Consider the following 16604-nt stretch of genomic DNA (forward strand, 5'->3'; position numbering starts at 1 on the left):
GGAGAGCGACGCGGCGAGGACGAGTCGGAACGGGGAGGCGGAGAGCGGCATGGACGCATTGCAACTGGTGGCACTGGTGGCGGCGAGCGCGGCGGTGGCGGGACTCGCCCGCCGCACCCCCGTGCCGGCACCGCTCCTCCTCGTCGCGGTCGGCCTGGCCGCCTCGTACGTCCCCGGGGTCCCCGACTACACCCTCGACCCGCACATCGTGCTGCCGCTGATCCTGCCGCCGCTGCTCTACACCGCCGCCGTCGACTCCTCCTACCTGGACCTGCGGGCCAACATCCGGCCCGTGGCGCTGCTCTCCGTCGGCTACGTCCTCTTCGCCACCGTCGCCGTCGGCTGGCTCGCGTACGTCCTCGTCCCCGACCTGCCGCTGACCGCCGCGCTCGTCCTCGGCGCGGTGATCGCCCCGCCGGACGCGGTGGCCGCCACCGCCATCGCCCGCAAGCTGGGCCTGCCCCACCGGATCACCACGATCCTCCAGGGCGAGTCCCTGGTGAACGACGCGACCGCGATCACCGCCTACAAGGTCGCCCTCGCCGCCGCCGTCGGCGAGGGCGTCAGCTGGGCCGGCGGCCTCGGCGAGTTCGCCCTCGCCGCGGTCGGCGGCATCGGCGTCGGCCTGATCCTCATGGTGCCGATCCACTGGCTGCGGACCCGGCTCACCGAGCCCCTGCTCCAGAACACCCTCTCCCTCCTCATCCCCTTCGTCGCCTACGCGGCGGCCGAGGAGGTCCACGCCTCCGGAGTGCTCGCCGTCGTCGTGGTCGGCCTCTTCCTCGGCCACAAGGCGTGGAAGGTCGACTTCGCCACCCGCCTCCAGGAGGAGGCGGTGTGGAAGATGGTCGCCTTCGTCCTGGAATCCGCCGTCTTCGCGCTGATCGGCCTCCAGCTGCCCTACGTCGTCCGCGAACTCGACCCGTACGGCATCGGCGAAGCCCTCTGGTACGCCTTCGGGGTCTTCGTCCTCGTCGTCGTGGTCCGCTTCGTCTGGGTCTTCCCGGCCACCTTCCTGCCCCGCAGGCTGTCGGCCCGGGTCCGGGAGCGCGAGCCCGGCGTCGACTGGAAGGCGCCCGTGGTCGTCGGCTGGGCCGGCATGCGCGGCGTCGTCTCCCTCGCCATCGCCTTCTCCATCCCCGTCGTCACCGACGGCGTCGAGTTCCCCGCCCGCAACCTCGTCCTCTTCCTCACCTTCACCACCGTCATCGGCACCCTCGTCGTCCAGGGCCTCACCCTGCCGCCGCTGATCCGCGCCCTGAAGCTCCCGGGCCGCGACCGCTACCAGGAGACCCTCGCCGAGGCGCAGGCCCAGAGCGAGGCGTCCCGGGCCGCCCAGACCCGGCTCGACGCACTCCTCACCGACGAGCGCAACGCCCTCCCCGGCCCCCTCGCCGACCGCCTCCGCACGGTCCTTGAGCGCCGCCGCAACAGCGTCTGGGAGCGCCTCGGCGCGGTCAACGACCTCACCGGCGAGACCGCCGACGACACCTACCGCCGCCTCTCGCGCGAGATGATCGAGGCCGAGCGCGAGGTCTTCGTCCGGCTGCGCGACGAGCGCCGCATCGACGACGAGATGATGCGCACCCTGCTGCGCCGCCTCGACCTGGAGGAGGCCGCCGCCCACCGCGAGGAGACGGACTAGGCGTCCGCGTCCCCGCCCCTGGCCGCGTCCCCGCCCCCGGTGATCACGGCGGCGATCCGGGTTCCCGGCGGGAAGGCGCCCTCCTCGGCGAGCGAGACCAGGGCGAGGAGCATTTTGGCGACATACAGCCGCTCGATGGCGAGTCCATGCCGCGCCTCGAAATCCTGTGCGAACGCGGCGAGCGCCGGGGGCGTGCGCCCGTAGCCGCCGCAGTGGAACCGCTCGTCCAGCCACCAGTCGCCGCGGGCGCCGCCGTACGCGGCCTCCTGGAGGGCCCGCACCTCGGCGCCGAGGAAACCGCCCCTCAGTACCGGCACGCCCAGTGTCCGGCCGTCGAAACCGGCCGCGAGCCCCGCCAGGGTGCCGCCCGTGCCGCAGGCCACCGCGGCCACGTCCGCGCGCCCGGACAGCTCCCGCCCCAGCGCCCCGCACCCCTCCACCGCGAGCGCGTTGCTGCCGCCCTCGGGGACCACGTAGGCGCCCTCGGGGGCCCGTTCGAGGAGGGCGGAGAGCACGGAGGGCTCGTGCTTCGACCGGTACGTGGCGCGGTCCACGAACTCCAGCCGCATCCCGTCCGCCGCGCACCGCGCCAGCGAGGGGTTCAGCGGCCGCCCCGCCAGCTCGTCGCCGCGCACGATCCCGATCGTGGGGAAGCCCAGGAGCCGGCCGGCGGCGGCGGTGGCCCGCAGGTGGTTGGAGTACGCGCCCCCGAAGGTCAGCACCGGCCGCCCGGCGGCCGCGCGGAGGTTGAGCGCGAGCTTGCGCCACTTGTTGCCGGGCAGGTCGGGGTGGATGAGGTCGTCGCGCTTGAGGAGCAGCGTCAGCCCGCGCCCGGTGAACCGCTCGTCCTCCACCGGCTCCAGGGGGGAAGGGAGCCGGGGCCGCAGGGCGGAGAGGTCGTACGTGTCCACCCGCCCATTCTCGCGGGCGGCCGGCACGGCGGGCACACCGGCACCGGACCCGCCGCACGCGCGCGCACGGCGACGACCGTCCCGCGCGCGTACAGACAGACAAGGCCTCGGTACGCGCGCACAGCCCGGCCCCTAACACCGCGCGCGTACCGATCCGGAACCTCCCTGCGCGCGCGTACGGACCCCCGTACGCGCGCGTGCCCCCGGCCGGGTGTCAGCGCAGCAGGTCGGCGATCCGCTCCCGCATCGACGCCATGGTGAAGCCGCGCGGGTCCACCTTCCCCGGCTGCCATTCCCGGTGCCCGATCACCGAGCGGTGGGTCCAGCCGTGCGCCCGGCAGAGCGCCGCCGAGGCCTTCGCGATCGCCTCCAGCTGGACCTTGGGCCAGGGGTCCTGGCCGTCGCCGAGGTTCTCGCACTCGAAGCCGTAGAAGTGCCGGTTGCCGTCGGAGGTGGCCTCGTCGTCCCTCGGCAGGGCCTTCTCGGCGATCACGGCCCGCAGCACCTCGTCGTCGCCGAGTCCGGCGTGGTTGGCCCGCCCGTGGCCGACCAGGTGGACCGTGCCGTCCTTGGTGATCACGCCGTGGCAGAGCGGGCCCGGCAGCCCCGCGTAGCCGTCCCGGCAGATGCGGACGGTGTTCGCGGTGCCCCGGGTGACGGTGTGATGGATCATCACCCCGTGCACCGGCCCCCAGGGGCCCTTGTGGTTCCTGTTGTGGGTGGACCAGTCGCCGACCTCGACGACCGAGAGACCCTCGCCGCGCAGTGCGCCGAGGATCCTGCTCGCGGACAGCGGAACGGCCATGGCGTGCTCCTTCCAGCCTTCCGGCTCCCGCCGGAACGGACCGAGCTTCCGGAGTACCGGAGTCCGTTCCTCCGCTGCCATCCGTTCGGACCGTGTGCGAGCCGATCCGGACACCTCGGCCGGGTCGCGGCCTCCTCCGTCCGGCGGGAAATCGGACGACATGCCCCGGAGATCACCGAACAGTCCCACCCGATTGTGTAATGGCGCCGCCACGCTCCGTGCTGAAAGGCTTCCTGTCGCAAGCCAGACGTACGAGAGGGAGTTCCATGTCCGTTGGTTCGGTTGGCGACGAGGTCCTGGCGGAGCGGCAGGCTCCGCGGCAGAGTCTCGGCACCGCCGCCGCGCGGAACCTCGCCTCGACCACCAAGTCGGCCCCGCAGATGCAGGAGATCACCTCCCGCTGGCTGCTGCGGACGCTGCCCTGGGTCGAGACGAAGGGCGGTGCCTACCGGGTCAACCGGCGGCTCAGCCACTCGGTGGGCGACGGCCGCGTCACCTTCGTCCAGACCGGCGAGCGGGTCGCCGTGATCCCCGCCGAGCTCGGCGAACTGCCGGCCCTGCGCGGATACGAGGACGAGGCGGCCCTCGGCGAGCTCGCGGCCCGCTGCGTCCAGCGCGAGTTCGCCGCCGGCGAGGTCCTCGCCGTCGCCGGAGCCCCCGCCGACCGCGTCCTCCTCCTCGCGCACGGCCGCGTCGAGCGCCTCGGTGAGGGACCGTACGGCGACGAGACGGTGCTCGGCGTCCTCGCCGACGGCTCCTACCTCGGCGAGGACGCCCTCCTCTCCGAGGACGCCGCCTGGGAATGGACCGCCCGCGCCGCGACCGCCTGCACGGTCCTGGAGCTCACCCGTGCCGACGTGACCGCGCTCGCCGCCCGCGCCGGCTCGCTCGCCTCCCACCTCGCCGGGGTCGCCGGCCGCCCGGAGCGGCCCGTCAACGGCTACGGGGAGGCCGCCATCGACCTCTCCGCGGGTCACGTCGGCGAGGCCGTCGTCCCGCACGCCTTCGTGGACTACGAAGCCGCTCCGCGCGAGTACGAGCTGAGCCTCGCCCAGACCGTGCTCAAGGTCCACACGCGCGTGGCGGACCTCTACAACCACCCGATGAACCAGACCGAGCACCAGCTGCGGCTCACCGTCGAGGCGCTGCGCGAGCGCCAGGAGCACGAGCTCGTCAACAACAAGGAGTTCGGCCTCCTCGCCAACTGCGACCACGGGCAGCGGATCCAGCCGCACGACGGTGTCCCCGGCCCCGACGACCTCGACGAGCTGCTCTCCCTCCGCCGTGACTCCACGCTCTTCCTCGCCCACCCGAAGGCCGTCGCCACCATCGGCCGCGAGCTCAACCGGCGGGGTCTGGTGCCGCCGACCGTCGACGTGGCCGGCACCCGGATCCCGACCTGGCGCGGGGTCCCGATCTTCCCCTGCGACAAGATCCCGGTGACCGCCGCGGGCACCAGCTCGATCATCTGCATGCGTACCGGCGAGTCCGACCAGGGCGTCGTCGGCCTGCATCAGACCGGCCTCCCGGACGAGGTGGAGCCCGGCCTCTCCGTCCGCTTCACGGGCATCGACGAGCAGGCGATCATCTCCTACCTGGTCACGACCTACTACTCCGCCGCGATCCTCGTGCCCGACGCCCTCGGCGTCCTGGAGAACGTCGAGATCGGCCGCCGCCGCTGACGGCCCCGGCCGGGTCCAGGGCCCCACCCCGGGGCCCGGCCGGCCCCCACCCGAAACCCCGCCCACCGGCCGCGCGTCCCACCGCGCGGCCCGCCGCGAAGTAAGGACGACCAAGACCGTGACGCTGACGACCGCGGATCCCGTCACCGACGGGCCGGGCGCCGCAGCGCTCCTCGACCGGACGAGGACCGCCGTGGACCCCCAGATCCGCTCCACCGTCGACACCCTGCCCGGCTCGATACGCCGTGTGGCCATGTACCACTTCGGCTGGGAGGACGCCGACGGCACACCCGTGACCGGCCAGGCCGGGAAGGCGATCCGCCCCGCCCTGGTGCTCGCCGCCGCCCGCGCGCTGGGCGCCGAGGAGGGGCGGGCCGTGAAGGCGGCGGCCGCCGTCGAGCTGGCCCACAACTTCACCCTCCTCCACGACGACATCGTCGACGAGGACCCGACCCGCCGTCACCGCCCGACCGCCTGGACCGTCTTCGGGATCCCCGACGCCCTGATGGCCGGCGACGCCATGAACGCGCTCGCGCTCCGGCTGCTCGCCGAGGACCCGCACCCCTCCTCCGCGGCGGCCACCGCCCGCCTCGCCGCCTGTGTCATCGAGCTCTGCGCCGGGCAGCAGGCGGACTGCGCCTTCGAGTCCCTGGGCCCCCGCGAGGTCTCCCTCGACGAGTGCCTCGCCATGGCCACCGCCAAGACCGGCGCCCTGCTGGGCTGTTCCTGCGCCCTCGGCGCGCTCTACGCGGGCGCGGGGGAGGAGGAGGTGGCGGCGCTCGACTCCTTCGGCCGCGAGGCCGGGCTCGCCTTCCAGCTCATCGACGACCTCATCGGCATCTGGGGCGACCCGGAGCGGACCGGCAAGCCCGCGGGCGCCGACCTCGTCGCCCGCAAGAAGTCGCTGCCCGTCGTCGCGGCGCTCACCTCGGGCACCGACGCCGGTGCGGAGCTGGCCGAGCTGTACGCCCGCGACACCCTGGACGAGCGGGCGGTGCGGGCCGCGGCCGACGCCGTCGAGCGCGCCGGCGGCCGGGACTGGGCGCAGGCCCAGGCGGCCGACCGGATGGGCCGGGCCGTCGAGCACCTGGCGCGCGCGGTGCCGGACCTCTCGGCGGCCGGAGATCTGCTCGCCCTCGCGGAGTTCGTGACCCGCAGAACCCGCTGAGGGACCGGATCCCGTTTCGGGCTTGCGCGACCACTACAGATGAAGCACTATGTCTGTCGTGGTCGCGCTCGCGGTCATGCCCCCAGAGAAACGGGACCCGGTTTGCGCAAGCTGACGTACTACATCGCCTGCTCCATCGACGGCTTCATCGGCGACCCGCAGGGCGATGCCACCTCCATGTACTCCTTCGTGAACGAGGAGTACCAGGCATGGATGAACGGCGAGTACCCCGAGACCGTCCCCGCCCACATGCGGGAGGCGGTCGGGGTCGACGCCGACAACAAGCACTTCGACACCGTGATCCAGGGGTTCGGCTCGTACCGGCTCGCCCTGGACGCCGGCCTCGCCAGCCCGTACGCCCACCTCCGCGAGTACGTCGCCACGCGCTCGCTCACCGAGTCGCCCGACCCGAACGTCGAGCTGATCGCCGACGACCTCGTCGGCCGGATCCGGCAGCTCAAGGCCGAGGAGGGCGGGCTCGGCATCTGGCTGTGCGGCGGCTCCGTCGTCGCCGGCGAGCTCGTGGACGAGATCGACGAACTGGTCATCAAGACCTACCCGCAGGTGTACGGCTCCGGCATGCCGATGTTCGGCGCCGGCTTCGAGCCCCGCGACTTCGAGCTCGGTACCGTCCGCGTCTTCGACAACGGCGTGCTGGTCCGCACGTACACCAGGAAGCGGTAGCGGGCGGTCCGCGGCCCACCCTCCGAGGCACCACGCGGGTCACCGGCAAGAACGGCGAGAACGGGAGAAGTCCGGCCACAGGGTGACCGGCCGCGCGCCGGAGCCGGTCATACCGCTACAGTCCGCGCATGTCATCGGAGTCGACAGAAGTCTGGACCGGCTGGTACCGGGACCGCCGCGGTGCGGAAGCGATCGTCATCACGGCCGACGGCGGGCAGGTCACCGCCCGTGTCAGGGGAATCGAGTACACAGGCGCGGGCTTCGCCGCGCTCACCGCCGCCGGTGAGGGCGGGGAGACCCTCACCGGCTGCGTCCTGGAGTGGGACCTGCCGCTCCCCGTCGTCACCGACGGCACCGCCCAACAGGCCACGCTCAGCTGCCTGCTCACCCTCGGCGAGCGCGCCGACCTCAGCCTGACCCTGCACTACGGCGGCACCGCCTTCGAGGCGGTCGTCGCCGGCGGCGACTTCGAGGGGGCGCTGGCCCGGCTGCGCGGCCAGCTCCCCGAGGGCGCCGACTTCGGCCGGCGGATCCTGTCGGCCGTGTGACCACGGCGCCCCCGGGGCCCCTCGCGGGGTCCCTGCCGGTCAGCCCTTGAAGGCGGAAGCGAGCCCGTAGCGCCACAACTGGTCGACGCGGGCCCGCTCCTGCGCGTTCGGGGTGGCGTTCCGGCAGGACGTGCCGGGGCCGCCGCCCGACATCAACTCGCTGCACGGACCGCTGTAGCGGTCCGGCAGCCCGAGCACGTGCCCGGTCTCGTGGGCCGTCACCCGCGTGGAGTCGTACTGCTGGTTCTGCCGGTAGTCGAGGAAGATGTAGCCGCTGCCGTGCCCGTCGGTGCTCGCGTACGAGCCCCGCGAGTCGTTCCCCTCGTAGTAGCGGAAGTCCGGGTTGCTGCCCTCGACGAGCCGCACGTTGACCACCGAGCTGTTCCATATCTGCGTGGAACGGGCGATCTGGGTGCGGAAGCTGGGGGCGTTGGCGGCGCTGTAGACGACCGTGACGGCCGCGGCGGCGGACGGGTTCGCCGCCCGCTTCTCCGCCACCGACCGCATGACGGCGTCGAAGAAGGCCTGGTTGGCCTCGGCCTCCGCCGCGGAGCCGGCGTATCCGGCGTACGCCCGCGCGGTGGTGTCGGGCGCGGCGGCGGCCGGCGCGGCGGCGCCGAGCGAGACCGCGAGACCGAGGCCGAGGGCGGCGGTGAGGGTACGGGTGAGGACCTTGGGGTGTCGCATGGGGGGCTCCTCCTGATCGGGTTCGGGAGTGAGTCTCGGGGCCCGGGAGGCCGCCGGGAAGGATGCCAAACCCCGATAGCGCGCTCACATCCCCCCGAAAAGGAAAGCTCAATTGGGCTCTTTTTAAGGGTAGTTGAGGGGATCCGCACGTCTGGTGCGAGACCGGAACCCCGCCCTACGCTCGGGGCATGGAGCTGGAGGTGAGACACCTGCGCGCGCTCTGCGCCATCGCGGACGCCGGGAGCCTGCACAAGGCCGCGCGGCAACTGGGCATGAGCCAGCCCTCGCTGACCACCCAGCTGCGCCGCATCGAGAACGCGCTCGGTGCCGAACTCTTCTCCCGGGGCCGCACCGGCTGCCGCCCCACCCCGCTGGGCCGCTCCGTGCTCAGCCGGGCCCGCCCGCTCGTCGCCGACATGGCCGCGCTCGTCACCGAGACCCTCGCGGAGGCGGCCCGCGCCGAGGGGCCCGAGCTCCGCGTCGGATCCACCGCCAGCCGGGCCCTGCCGGGCTGGCTGCGGCGGCTGCGGGAACGGTTCCCCGGTACCGACGTCGGGCTGCGCGTCGACGTCTCCGCCCACGCCCTGCTGCGGGAGGTCGCCGGCGGCCGGCTCGACGTCGCCTTCGTCCACGAGGTCGAGGGCTGCCCCCTACGGGTGCCCGAGGGCCTCGTCCGGCGCGTCCTGGTCGCCCGCGAGCCCCAGTTCGTCTCCCTCGCCCCGGCGCACCCGGCCGCCGCCCGCCCCGTGGTGGACCTCGCCGACCTCGCCGGCGACCACTGGATGGTCGACCCCAGCGTGGACGGCGAGTGGGACGGGCTGCGCCGGGTGCTGGCGGCGGCCGGCATCGACCCGCCCCTCCTCCACGGCGACTACCACACGGCCGCCTCGCTCATCGCGCTCGGCGAGGCCGTCGCCCCCTGCCAGCCGACCTCGGTGCCCCGCGAGGACCTGGCCGTCCGCCCCCTGCGCGGCGACCCGCTCGCCGTCCGGCTGCTGCTGTGCGCCCGCCCCGACACCCCCCTCGACCAGCTCCACGCCGACCTCGCCGACGCCTACCGCGAGGCGGCCCACCGCTCGGCCCCCTACCGCGCCTGGCTCCGCGCCGGGGGCACGGCGGGCCCCTGCCTCCCCGAGGACAGCCCCTGAGGGTCTGGACGCGAGGGCACGAGGACACGCCGAAGGGGCCCCGCCGCTCGTGACGGCGGAGCCCCTTCGGCAGGAGGAAGAAGGTCAGGCCTTCTTGGTCTCCCAGAAGATGCGGTCGATCTCGGCGATGAGTTCGAGCGCCTTCTCGCCGGTCTTCGGGTCGGTCGACGCCTTGGCGGCCGAGAGGGCCTTCAGGGTGTCGTTGACCAGCTGGTTGAGCTCGGGGTACTTCTCGAAGTGCGGGGCCTTGAAGTAGTCGCTCCACAGCACCGAGACGTGGTGCTTGGCGAGCTCCGCGCGCTGCTCCTTGATGACCGTGGCGCGGGCCCGGAAGTGCGGGTCCTCGTTCGCCTGGTACTTCTCCTGGACAGCCTTGACGGACTCGGCCTCGATGCGGGCCTGGGCCGGGTCGTACACGCCGCAGGGGAGGTCGCAGTGGGCGCTGACCTTGACCTTGGGGGCAAACAGGCGGGAGAGCATTGAGCCGTCCTTCCTCGTGATCGTCTTCTCAAGTGGGAGATTACTCGGTGAGAAGGGCGTTTTCGCGAGCGCCCCCTGGGGCTTAGGTCAAAAGTCCGGGGTTCGGCTGGGACTCGTGTACGAGTCGACGAGGGGAGCAGGAGTGGAGCGGGAGGCTACCGCGGCGGCCGCGGCGCCGTTCGGGACCGCCGAGGTGACGGGGGTGTCGATGGTGCCCACGCTGCTGCACCGGGACCGGCTGCTCGTGCGGTACGGCGGGCGGGTCCGGGCCGGTGACGTCGTCGTGCTGCGCCATCCGCTCCAGCAGGATCTGCTCCTGGTGAAGCGGCTGGTCGAGCGAAGGGACGCCGGCTGGTGGGTGCTCGGTGACAATCCGGGGGCCGAGGGGGACAGCAGGGTCTTCGGGGCCGTACCGCCCGAGCTGGTGCTCGGGCGGGTGCTCGGCCGCTACCGGCCGGTGACTCCGGGGCGCCGGCGGTCGGCCGGGGTGGTGCTCTCCTGGCTGTTCTCCGCGGTGCGGCCGGTGAGGTCCGACCGCTCGGCCTCCAGGCGCTTGCGGGCCCGGTAGGCGGCCACGTTGGCGCGCGTGGCGCAGCGGTCGGAGCAGTAGCGCCGGGAGCGGTTGGTGGAGGTGTCGAGGTAGGCGTTGCGGCAGGGCGGGGCCTGGCAGAGGCCGAGCCGGTCGGCGCCGAACTCGGTCAGGTGGAAGGCGAGTCCCATGGCGGAGATGGCGGCGTAGCCGGCGGTCGCGTTGGACGAGTGGTCGGCGAGGTGCATGTGCCATCGGGGGCGGCCCTCGTCGTCCAGGTAGTCGTGTCCGGAGATCTGCGGGCTGACCGGGAACTCCAGGAGCAGGGAGTTCAGCAGGTCGACCGCGCCGGTGTGGTCGCCCTCGTCGGCCGCGGTGAACACGGCCCGCAGCCGGGCCCGGATCGTGCGGAAGCGGGGCAGGTCGGCCTCGGTGACCCGGCGGGCCATCTGCCCCGCGGGGCCGAAGAGTTCCTTGACAGCCTCGACGGAGCCGAGGCTGTCCCTGCCGCGGCCCGGCTCCTCGGTGTTGACGAGGCGCACGGCGTAATCCGAGTAATGGGCCAGCTCCACTTGTAGTCCTTACTCTGGCGGGCTAGGGTCGGCGTCGAGGGGGTAACCGGTGTTACCCCTCCGAGGGTATTACGTTCTCGGGTGTTCCGCGGTGAGACGACGACGGAAGGGCACGGACATGGGCGACACCGACTGGGCGGGCTGGCAGCGTAGCTGGGACCGTCAGCAGGAGTGGTACATGCCGGACCGCGAGGAGCGGTTCCGCGTCATGCTCGACATGGTCGAGGCGCTGGTGGGGCCGGAGCCCCGCGTCCTCGACCTCGCCTGCGGTACGGGAAGTATCACGGACAGGCTGCTCCGGAGGTTCCCGGGCGCCGTCTCGACCGGGGTGGACCTCGATCCGGCGCTGCTCGCCATCGCCCGCGGCACCTTCGAGGGCGACGGGCGCGTCAGCTTCGTGACCGCCGACCTCAAGGACCCGGAGTGGACGAAGGCGCTGCCGTACGACGCGTACGACGCCGTCCTCACCGCGACCGCCCTGCACTGGCTCCACAGCGAGCCGCTGACCACCCTGTACGGGCAGGTCGCCGGGGTCGTCCGGGACGGCGGGGTCTTCATGAACGCCGACCACATGATCGATCCGGCGACCCCGCGCATCAACGCCGCCGAGCGCGCGCGGCGGCACGCCCGGATGGACGAGGAGAAGGCCGCCGGCGTCCTCGACTGGGCCGAGTGGTGGGCGCTCGCCGCGAAGGACCCGGTCCTCGCCGAGCCGACCGCCCGCCGCTACGAGATCTACGGCGAGCACGCCGACGGCGACATGCCCCCGGTCGCCTGGCACGCCGACACGCTGCGGGCCGCCGGCTTCGGCGAGGCCCGCCCGGTCTGGTGCTCGCCGTCGGACACCCTGCTGCTGGCCGTGAAGTAGCCCGGAGCGCGGAAGAGGGGCGGTACGGGCCTTCCGGCCCGTACCGCCCCTCTTCCGTACGGTTCACAGCACCTTGGACAGGAACGCCTTCGTCCGGTCGTGCTGCGGGTTGGTCAGGACGTCCCTCGGGTGGCCGGACTCGACCACCACGCCGCCGTCCATGAAGACCAGCGAGTCGCCGACCTCCCGGGCGAAGCCCATCTCGTGCGTGACGACGATCATCGTCATGCCCGACTCGGCCAGGTCCCGCATGACGTCGAGGACGTCACCGACGAGCTCCGGGTCGAGCGCCGAGGTCGGCTCGTCGAAGAGCATCAGCTTCGGCTCCATCGCCAGCGCGCGGGCGATGGCGACGCGCTGCTGCTGGCCGCCGGAGAGCTGCGACGGGTAGTTCCCCATCTTGTCGCCGAGACCCACCCGGTCGAGCAGGCGCTCGGCACGCTCGCGGGCGACGGCCCTGGACTCGCCCTTCACCTGGATGGGTGCCTCCATCACGTTGGCCAGGGCCGTCATGTGGGGGAACAGGTTGAAGCGCTGGAAGACCATGCCGATGTCCCGGCGCTGGGCCGCGACCTCGCTGTCCTTCAGCTCGTAGAGCTTGTCGCCCTTCTGGCGGTAGCCGACCAGCTGGCCGTCGACCGAGAGCCGGCCGCCGTCGATCCGCTCCAGGTGGTTGATGCACCGCAGGAAGGTCGACTTGCCGGAGCCGGACGGGCCGACGAGGCAGAACACCTCGCCGCTGCGGACCTCCAGGTCGATGCCGCGGAGGATGTGGGCGGCGCCGTAGGACTTGTGGACGCCCTCCGCCTTGACCATGAGCTGATCGGTCATCGCGTCGCCTCCGGGGAGCGCTTGAAGGTGGCGAGGTTCGTCTTGACCCGCTGCCAGGGGGTGGGCGGCAGGCTGCGCAGCGAACCACGGGCGAAGCGACGCTCCAGGTAGTACTGGCCGACGCTGAACACGCTGGTCAGCGCCAGGTACCAGATGGAGGCCACGAAGAGCATCTCCATCACGGCGCTGGACGTGCTGCCGATGTTCGAGGAGGCGCGGAGCAGTTCGGTGTACTGCACGGCCGAGACCAGCGACGAGGTCTTCAGCATGTTGATGAACTCGTTGCCCGTCGGCGGCACGATGACCCGCATCGCCTGCGGCAGCACGACCCGGCGCATGGTCTTCGTCTGGGACATGCCGAGCGCGTGCGCCGCCTCGGTCTGGCCCTCGTCGACCGACTGGATGCCGGCGCGGACGATCTCCGCCATGTACGCGCCCTCGTTCAGGCCGAGGCCGAGGAGGGCGACCATGAACGGCGTCATGACGTCCACGGTCTCGTTCTTGTACAGCGGCCCGAGGTTGATGTACTCGAAGATCAGCGACAGGTTGAACCAGACCAGCAGCTGGACGTAGACCGGCGTCCCGCGGAAGAACCAGATGTAGAGCCACGCCACCGCGCCCGTGACCGGGTTCTTCGACAGGCGCATGACGGCGAAGAGGATGCCGAGCACCAGACCGAGCGCCATCGAGGCGACGCTGATGATGATCGTGTTCCACAGGCCGTCGATGATCGACGTGTCGAACAGCTTGTCCCACACCGTGTCCCAGATGATCTTGCCCTGGGAGAAGGCGTAGGCGAGCCATCCGAGGAGGACCACGACCACCACGGCGCTGATCCAGCGCCCGTAGTGGCGTACGGGGACGGCCTTGATGGCCTCGTACGGCGTGGTCGGGGAACCGGACCCGGGAGGTGTGGGGGTCGGGTCCTTGCTGAGCTTGTCAGTCACGACGACTGCCCTTCAGTGGTGCGAGGGGGGAAGCGGGCAGGTCACTTGCCGGCGTTGATGGTGGCCGACTTGACCGCGCTGCCCTCGACGTCCCACTTCTTCAGGGCCTCGGCGTAGGTGCCGTCCTTGATGATCGCGTCGAGCGCTTCCTTGACGGCGTCGCGCAGCTGGGTGTCGTCCTTGGAGACGGCGATGCCCATGAGGCCGACGTCCGTCTGGTTGCCGACGACCTCGAAGTCGTTGCCGCCGCCGGAGGTCTTCGCGATGTACGCGGCGACCGGGTAGTCGTTCAGGTCGGCGACGGCGCCGCCGGCCTTCACGCGGGTCTGGGCCTCGGCGTCGGTGTCGAACGCCTGGATCGTGAGCTTGTTCGAGCCGCACTTCGTGGCCTGGGCCTTGAAGGTGTCCTCGTAGATCGTGCCGCGCTGGACGGCGACGGTCTTGCCGCAGAGGTCGTCGAGGGAGTTGACGCCCTGCGGGTTGCCCTTCTTGACCAGCAGGGAGACGCCGGAGGAGAAGTAGTCGACGAAGTCGACACCCTTGCCGATCTTCTTCCCGTCGTCGTCCAGGCCCTCCTGGCGCTTCTTGTTGTCCGTCATGGAGGACATGACGAGGCTGTGGCGGCCGGACTCCAGGCCGGTGATCAGGCCGTCGAAGGTGCCCGAGGTGAACTCGAGCTTCACGCCGAGCTGCTTGCCGAGGGCGGCGGCGATGTCGGGGTCGACACCGACGATCTTGCCGTTCTCGGTGAACTCCATCGGGGCGTAGGAGGCGTCCGTGCCGACCTTGATGACGCCGGCCTTCTGGATGTCGGCGGGCAGCTTGGAGAAGAGCGGGGCGGAGTTGGCGGCGGGGGTGCCGCCCTCCGTGGTGGAGCCGGTGGAGCCGCTGTCGGTCTGGTCGCCGCAGGCGGTCAGCAGCATCGAGCCGGCGACCGCGATGGCGGCGACCGCGGCAAGACGGGAGGTGCGGGTCTTGGCGGCGGTCGTACAGCGCGTGGAGCGTGCGGTCATGGTCGGGATCCTCCGGCGTATGAGGGAGTTGCCATAGGCGTTGCCAATGGTCGCGTACGCGTCTTCGAGTGTCGCGACCTTGTGTGATTACGGCATCTTGCCATTCGGACTGCCTCAAACCGACGGCCACGGATGTCAAAATCGGGTAACGGGTCGCGCCCGAATCCCGACAGGCCGGTACATCAAGGCCGGACCTTCTTTCGTCCCCTTCCCTGTTCGCCGAAGAATCTGCGGTTGATCTCGCCATTCGGACGGTACGAAGAGAGCCAAACGGGCGCTCCAGGCATGTTTCCTGATATCGAGTGACGAGTCCTCGCCTGTCTGTTCCCGCGAGCACTCGGTATGAGTCGCGTCACCGAGCGGATACGGACTCGTCTGCGGTGCCGTCCGTCCGGTAAGAAGGATCCTTACACCCCTCATCCGGGGCTCAGGGCGCGTTGTGCGGCGCGCCCGCGCGGCTGCCCGACACGGCGGCCGCGGGACCCGCCCACCGCTCCACACCAGGAGCGGCAACCCTCGACAACAGACATAAGGGGTCTCACCCAATGGCAGCGGAGATCGTCAATCCCCCGAGCGCGAGCGGTACGGAAGGAGCTCCCGAGGAGCCCTTCGACCCGGCTTTCGCTCTTCACCGCGGCGGCAAGATGGCCATTCAGGCCACCGTCCCCGTCCGCGACAAGGACGACCTGTCCCTCGCGTACACCCCCGGCGTCGCCAAGGTGTGCACCGCCATCGCCGAGCAGCCCGAGCTGGTCCACGAGTACACGTGGAAGTCCCAGGTCGTGGCCGTCGTCACCGACGGCACCGCCGTGCTCGGCCTCGGCGACATCGGCCCGGAGGCCTCCCTCCCGGTCATGGAGGGCAAGGCGATCCTCTTCAAGCAGTTCGGCGGCGTGGACGCCGTCCCGATCGCCCTCGCGACCACCGACACCGACGAGATCGTCGACACGGTCGTCCGGCTCGCCCCGTCCTTCGGCGGCGTGAACCTGGAGGACATCTCGGCGCCGCGGTGCTTCGAGATCGAGCGCAAGCTCCAGGAGCGCCTCGACATCCCGGTCTTCCACGACGACCAGCACGGCACCGCCATCGTCACCCTCGCTGCCCTGCGGAACGCGGCGAAGCTGACCGGCCGGACCCTCGGCGACCTGCGCGCCGTCATCTCCGGCGCGGGCGCGGCCGGCGTGGCCATCGCCAAGTTCCTGCTGGAGGCCGGCATCGGCGACGTCTGCGTCGCCGACCGCAAGGGCGTCGTCAGCAGCGACCGCGAGGACCTCACCGACGTCAAGCGCGAGATCGCCGGCCTCACCAACAAGGCGGGCATCACCGGCTCCCTGGAGACCGCCCTCGCGGGCGCCGACGTGTTCATCGGTGTCTCCGGCGGCACGGTCCCCGAGGCGGCCGTCGCCTCCATGGCCAAGGACGCCTTCGTCTTCGCCATGGCCAACCCGAACCCCGAGGTCCACCCGGACGTCGCGCACAAGTACGCGGCGGTCGTGGCCACCGGCCGTTCGGACTACCCCAACCAGATCAACAACGTCCTCGCGTTCCCCGGCATCTTCGCCGGCGCGCTCCAGGTCCGGGCCTCCCGGATCACCGAGGGCATGAAGATCGCCGCCGCCGACGCCATCGCCGGTGTCGTCGGTGACGCGCTCGCCGCCGACTGCGTCATCCCGTCGCCGTTCGACGACCGGGTCGCCCCGGCCGTCGCGGCCGCGGTCGCCGCCGCCGCGCGCGCCGAGGGCGTCGCCCGCCGCTGACGCCCGTCCGCGGAAGGCCCCCGAGAGGGCCCCGTCAGGTCCGCCGCATCGGACCTGACGGGGCCCTTTCGCGTGCTCCGGGGACGCCGCCGGAAGACGTCGGGGCCGGATGGGCCGGTGGAGTGGTCGGGGAGGCGCGGGTGGCGGCCGGGCGGGGCGGCCGTGTGTGGGGGGGAGGGGCGTGTACGGGGGAGAGGGGGCCGGTCGGGCGGGTTCGTTGCGTGTGGGCGAGGGGGTGCCGGAGGGGCGGCCCGGTCGGGTGGGGGCGGGGGCGTTGGGTCGGCGACGGAGCGCGGGAGAGAGGTGCACCGGTCGGGTGTACTGGTCAG

Annotated in this window: 16 protein-coding genes and 1 pseudogene; 9 read left to right on the forward strand and 8 right to left on the reverse strand. The window is 72.0% G+C overall.

Annotated features, from left to right (window positions below; all coding sequences use genetic code 11):
- Window positions 1-49: 49 nt before the first annotated feature.
- A complete protein-coding gene (locus tag ACF1BN_RS25390; RefSeq protein ID WP_392333888.1) occupies window positions 50-1645 on the forward strand; it encodes a Na+/H+ antiporter in 1596 nt (531 codons plus the stop codon).
- Here ACF1BN_RS25390 and ACF1BN_RS25395 read toward each other — a convergent pair.
- Entirely contained in the window at window positions 1642-2556 is a 915-nt protein-coding gene (locus ACF1BN_RS25395; RefSeq protein WP_392333889.1) for a 1-aminocyclopropane-1-carboxylate deaminase/D-cysteine desulfhydrase, read from the reverse strand. The two genes, ACF1BN_RS25390 and ACF1BN_RS25395, sit on opposite strands and share 4 nt — an antisense overlap.
- Before the next feature lie 214 nt (window positions 2557-2770).
- Complete coding sequence (locus ACF1BN_RS25400) at window positions 2771-3361, reverse strand: N-acetylmuramoyl-L-alanine amidase (RefSeq protein ID WP_392333890.1); 591 nt, start codon at window positions 3359-3361, stop codon at window positions 2771-2773.
- A gap of 266 nt (window positions 3362-3627) precedes the next feature.
- Here ACF1BN_RS25400 and ACF1BN_RS25405 point away from each other — a divergent pair, with 266 nt between their 5' ends.
- From ACF1BN_RS25405 to ACF1BN_RS25420, 4 genes are all read left to right on the forward strand, one after another.
- Window positions 3628-5043 (forward strand): family 2B encapsulin nanocompartment shell protein, encoded by a 1416-nt coding sequence (locus ACF1BN_RS25405; protein WP_392333891.1) that lies wholly within the window; start codon window positions 3628-3630, stop codon window positions 5041-5043.
- 118 nt (window positions 5044-5161) lie between these two features.
- Window positions 5162-6211, forward strand: coding sequence for a family 2 encapsulin nanocompartment cargo protein polyprenyl transferase (locus tag ACF1BN_RS25410; protein ID WP_392333892.1), 1050 nt, complete (start codon window positions 5162-5164; stop codon window positions 6209-6211).
- A 102-nt stretch (window positions 6212-6313) separates the two neighbouring features.
- Window positions 6314-6895 carry a dihydrofolate reductase family protein gene (locus ACF1BN_RS25415; RefSeq protein ID WP_392333893.1) on the forward strand — a complete coding sequence of 194 codons (582 nt, stop codon included), beginning with the start codon at window positions 6314-6316 and terminating at the stop codon, window positions 6893-6895.
- Window positions 6896-7023: 128 nt separating this feature from the next.
- A complete protein-coding gene (locus ACF1BN_RS25420; RefSeq protein WP_392333894.1) occupies window positions 7024-7443 on the forward strand; it encodes a DUF6304 family protein in 420 nt (139 codons plus the stop codon).
- Between the two features lie 39 nt (window positions 7444-7482).
- Here ACF1BN_RS25420 and snpA read toward each other — a convergent pair whose 3' ends face one another.
- Entirely contained in the window at window positions 7483-8130 is a 648-nt protein-coding gene (gene snpA / locus ACF1BN_RS25425) for a snapalysin (protein WP_392333895.1), read from the reverse strand.
- A gap of 188 nt (window positions 8131-8318) precedes the next feature.
- Between snpA and ACF1BN_RS25430 the strand changes: the two genes are divergently transcribed.
- Window positions 8319-9278, forward strand: a complete 960-nt coding sequence (locus ACF1BN_RS25430) for a LysR family transcriptional regulator (protein ID WP_392333896.1) — start codon at window positions 8319-8321, stop codon at window positions 9276-9278.
- Window positions 9279-9362: 84 nt separating this feature from the next.
- Here ACF1BN_RS25430 and sodN read toward each other — a convergent pair whose 3' ends face one another.
- Window positions 9363-9758 carry a superoxide dismutase, Ni gene (sodN, locus tag ACF1BN_RS25435; RefSeq protein WP_030207400.1) on the reverse strand — a complete coding sequence of 132 codons (396 nt, stop codon included), beginning with the start codon at window positions 9756-9758 and terminating at the stop codon, window positions 9363-9365.
- A gap of 208 nt (window positions 9759-9966) precedes the next feature.
- On the opposite strand from sodN, the pseudogene ACF1BN_RS25440 reads away from it, so the two are divergent.
- Window positions 9967-10140: pseudogene (locus tag ACF1BN_RS25440) on the forward strand (S26 family signal peptidase); the annotation flags it as partial.
- 65 nt (window positions 10141-10205) lie between these two features.
- On the opposite strand, the gene ACF1BN_RS25445 reads toward ACF1BN_RS25440, so the two are convergent.
- Window positions 10206-10859, reverse strand: a complete 654-nt coding sequence (locus ACF1BN_RS25445) for a CGNR zinc finger domain-containing protein (RefSeq protein WP_392333897.1) — start codon at window positions 10857-10859, stop codon at window positions 10206-10208.
- 118 nt (window positions 10860-10977) lie between these two features.
- Between ACF1BN_RS25445 and ACF1BN_RS25450 the strand changes: the two genes are divergently transcribed.
- Window positions 10978-11727 carry a class I SAM-dependent methyltransferase gene (locus tag ACF1BN_RS25450; RefSeq protein WP_392333922.1) on the forward strand — a complete coding sequence of 250 codons (750 nt, stop codon included), beginning with the start codon at window positions 10978-10980 and terminating at the stop codon, window positions 11725-11727.
- Window positions 11728-11790: 63 nt separating this feature from the next.
- On the opposite strand, the gene ACF1BN_RS25455 is transcribed toward ACF1BN_RS25450, so the two are convergent.
- The 3 genes from ACF1BN_RS25455 to ACF1BN_RS25465 are packed head-to-tail and all read right to left on the reverse strand — an operon-like array spanning window position 11791 to window position 14518.
- A complete protein-coding gene (locus tag ACF1BN_RS25455) occupies window positions 11791-12558 on the reverse strand; it encodes an amino acid ABC transporter ATP-binding protein (RefSeq protein ID WP_392333898.1) in 768 nt (255 codons plus the stop codon).
- A complete protein-coding gene (locus tag ACF1BN_RS25460; protein ID WP_392333899.1) occupies window positions 12555-13505 on the reverse strand; it encodes an amino acid ABC transporter permease in 951 nt (316 codons plus the stop codon). Before ACF1BN_RS25460 ends, ACF1BN_RS25455 begins: the two co-directional genes overlap by 4 nt.
- Before the next feature lie 41 nt (window positions 13506-13546).
- On the reverse strand, window positions 13547-14518 hold the full coding sequence (locus tag ACF1BN_RS25465) for an ABC transporter substrate-binding protein (protein WP_392333900.1): 972 nt from the start codon (window positions 14516-14518) through the stop codon (window positions 13547-13549).
- A 545-nt stretch (window positions 14519-15063) separates the two neighbouring features.
- Between ACF1BN_RS25465 and ACF1BN_RS25470 the strand changes: the two genes are divergently transcribed.
- Window positions 15064-16275 carry an NADP-dependent malic enzyme gene (locus ACF1BN_RS25470; RefSeq protein WP_392333901.1) on the forward strand — a complete coding sequence of 404 codons (1212 nt, stop codon included), beginning with the start codon at window positions 15064-15066 and terminating at the stop codon, window positions 16273-16275.
- Window positions 16276-16604: the final 329 nt, after the last annotated feature.

This window comes from Streptomyces sp. NPDC014861 (assembly GCF_043081625.1).
In the GTDB taxonomy this organism is placed as follows: Bacteria; Actinomycetota; Actinomycetes; order Streptomycetales; family Streptomycetaceae; genus Streptomyces.

Bases quoted from the DNA above. Each gene is read 5' to 3' on its own strand.
- ACF1BN_RS25390 (WP_392333888.1), top strand. From the start codon at position 50: ATGGACGCATTGCAACTGGTGGCACTGGTGGCGGCGAGCGCGGCGGTG.
- ACF1BN_RS25400 (WP_392333890.1), bottom strand. From the start codon at position 3,361: ATGGCCGTTCCGCTGTCCGCGAGCAGGATCCTCGGCGCACTGCGCGGC.
- ACF1BN_RS25405 (WP_392333891.1), top strand. From the start codon at position 3,628: ATGTCCGTTGGTTCGGTTGGCGACGAGGTCCTGGCGGAGCGGCAGGCT.
- ACF1BN_RS25420 (WP_392333894.1), top strand. From the start codon at position 7,024: ATGTCATCGGAGTCGACAGAAGTCTGGACCGGCTGGTACCGGGACCGC.
- snpA (WP_392333895.1), bottom strand. From the start codon at position 8,130: ATGCGACACCCCAAGGTCCTCACCCGTACCCTCACCGCCGCCCTCGGC.
- ACF1BN_RS25430 (WP_392333896.1), top strand. From the start codon at position 8,319: ATGGAGCTGGAGGTGAGACACCTGCGCGCGCTCTGCGCCATCGCGGAC.
- sodN (WP_030207400.1), bottom strand. From the start codon at position 9,758: ATGCTCTCCCGCCTGTTTGCCCCCAAGGTCAAGGTCAGCGCCCACTGC.
- ACF1BN_RS25450 (WP_392333922.1), top strand. From the start codon at position 10,978: ATGGGCGACACCGACTGGGCGGGCTGGCAGCGTAGCTGGGACCGTCAG.
- ACF1BN_RS25455 (WP_392333898.1), bottom strand. From the start codon at position 12,558: ATGACCGATCAGCTCATGGTCAAGGCGGAGGGCGTCCACAAGTCCTAC.
- ACF1BN_RS25465 (WP_392333900.1), bottom strand. From the start codon at position 14,518: ATGACCGCACGCTCCACGCGCTGTACGACCGCCGCCAAGACCCGCACC.
- ACF1BN_RS25470 (WP_392333901.1), top strand. From the start codon at position 15,064: ATGGCAGCGGAGATCGTCAATCCCCCGAGCGCGAGCGGTACGGAAGGA.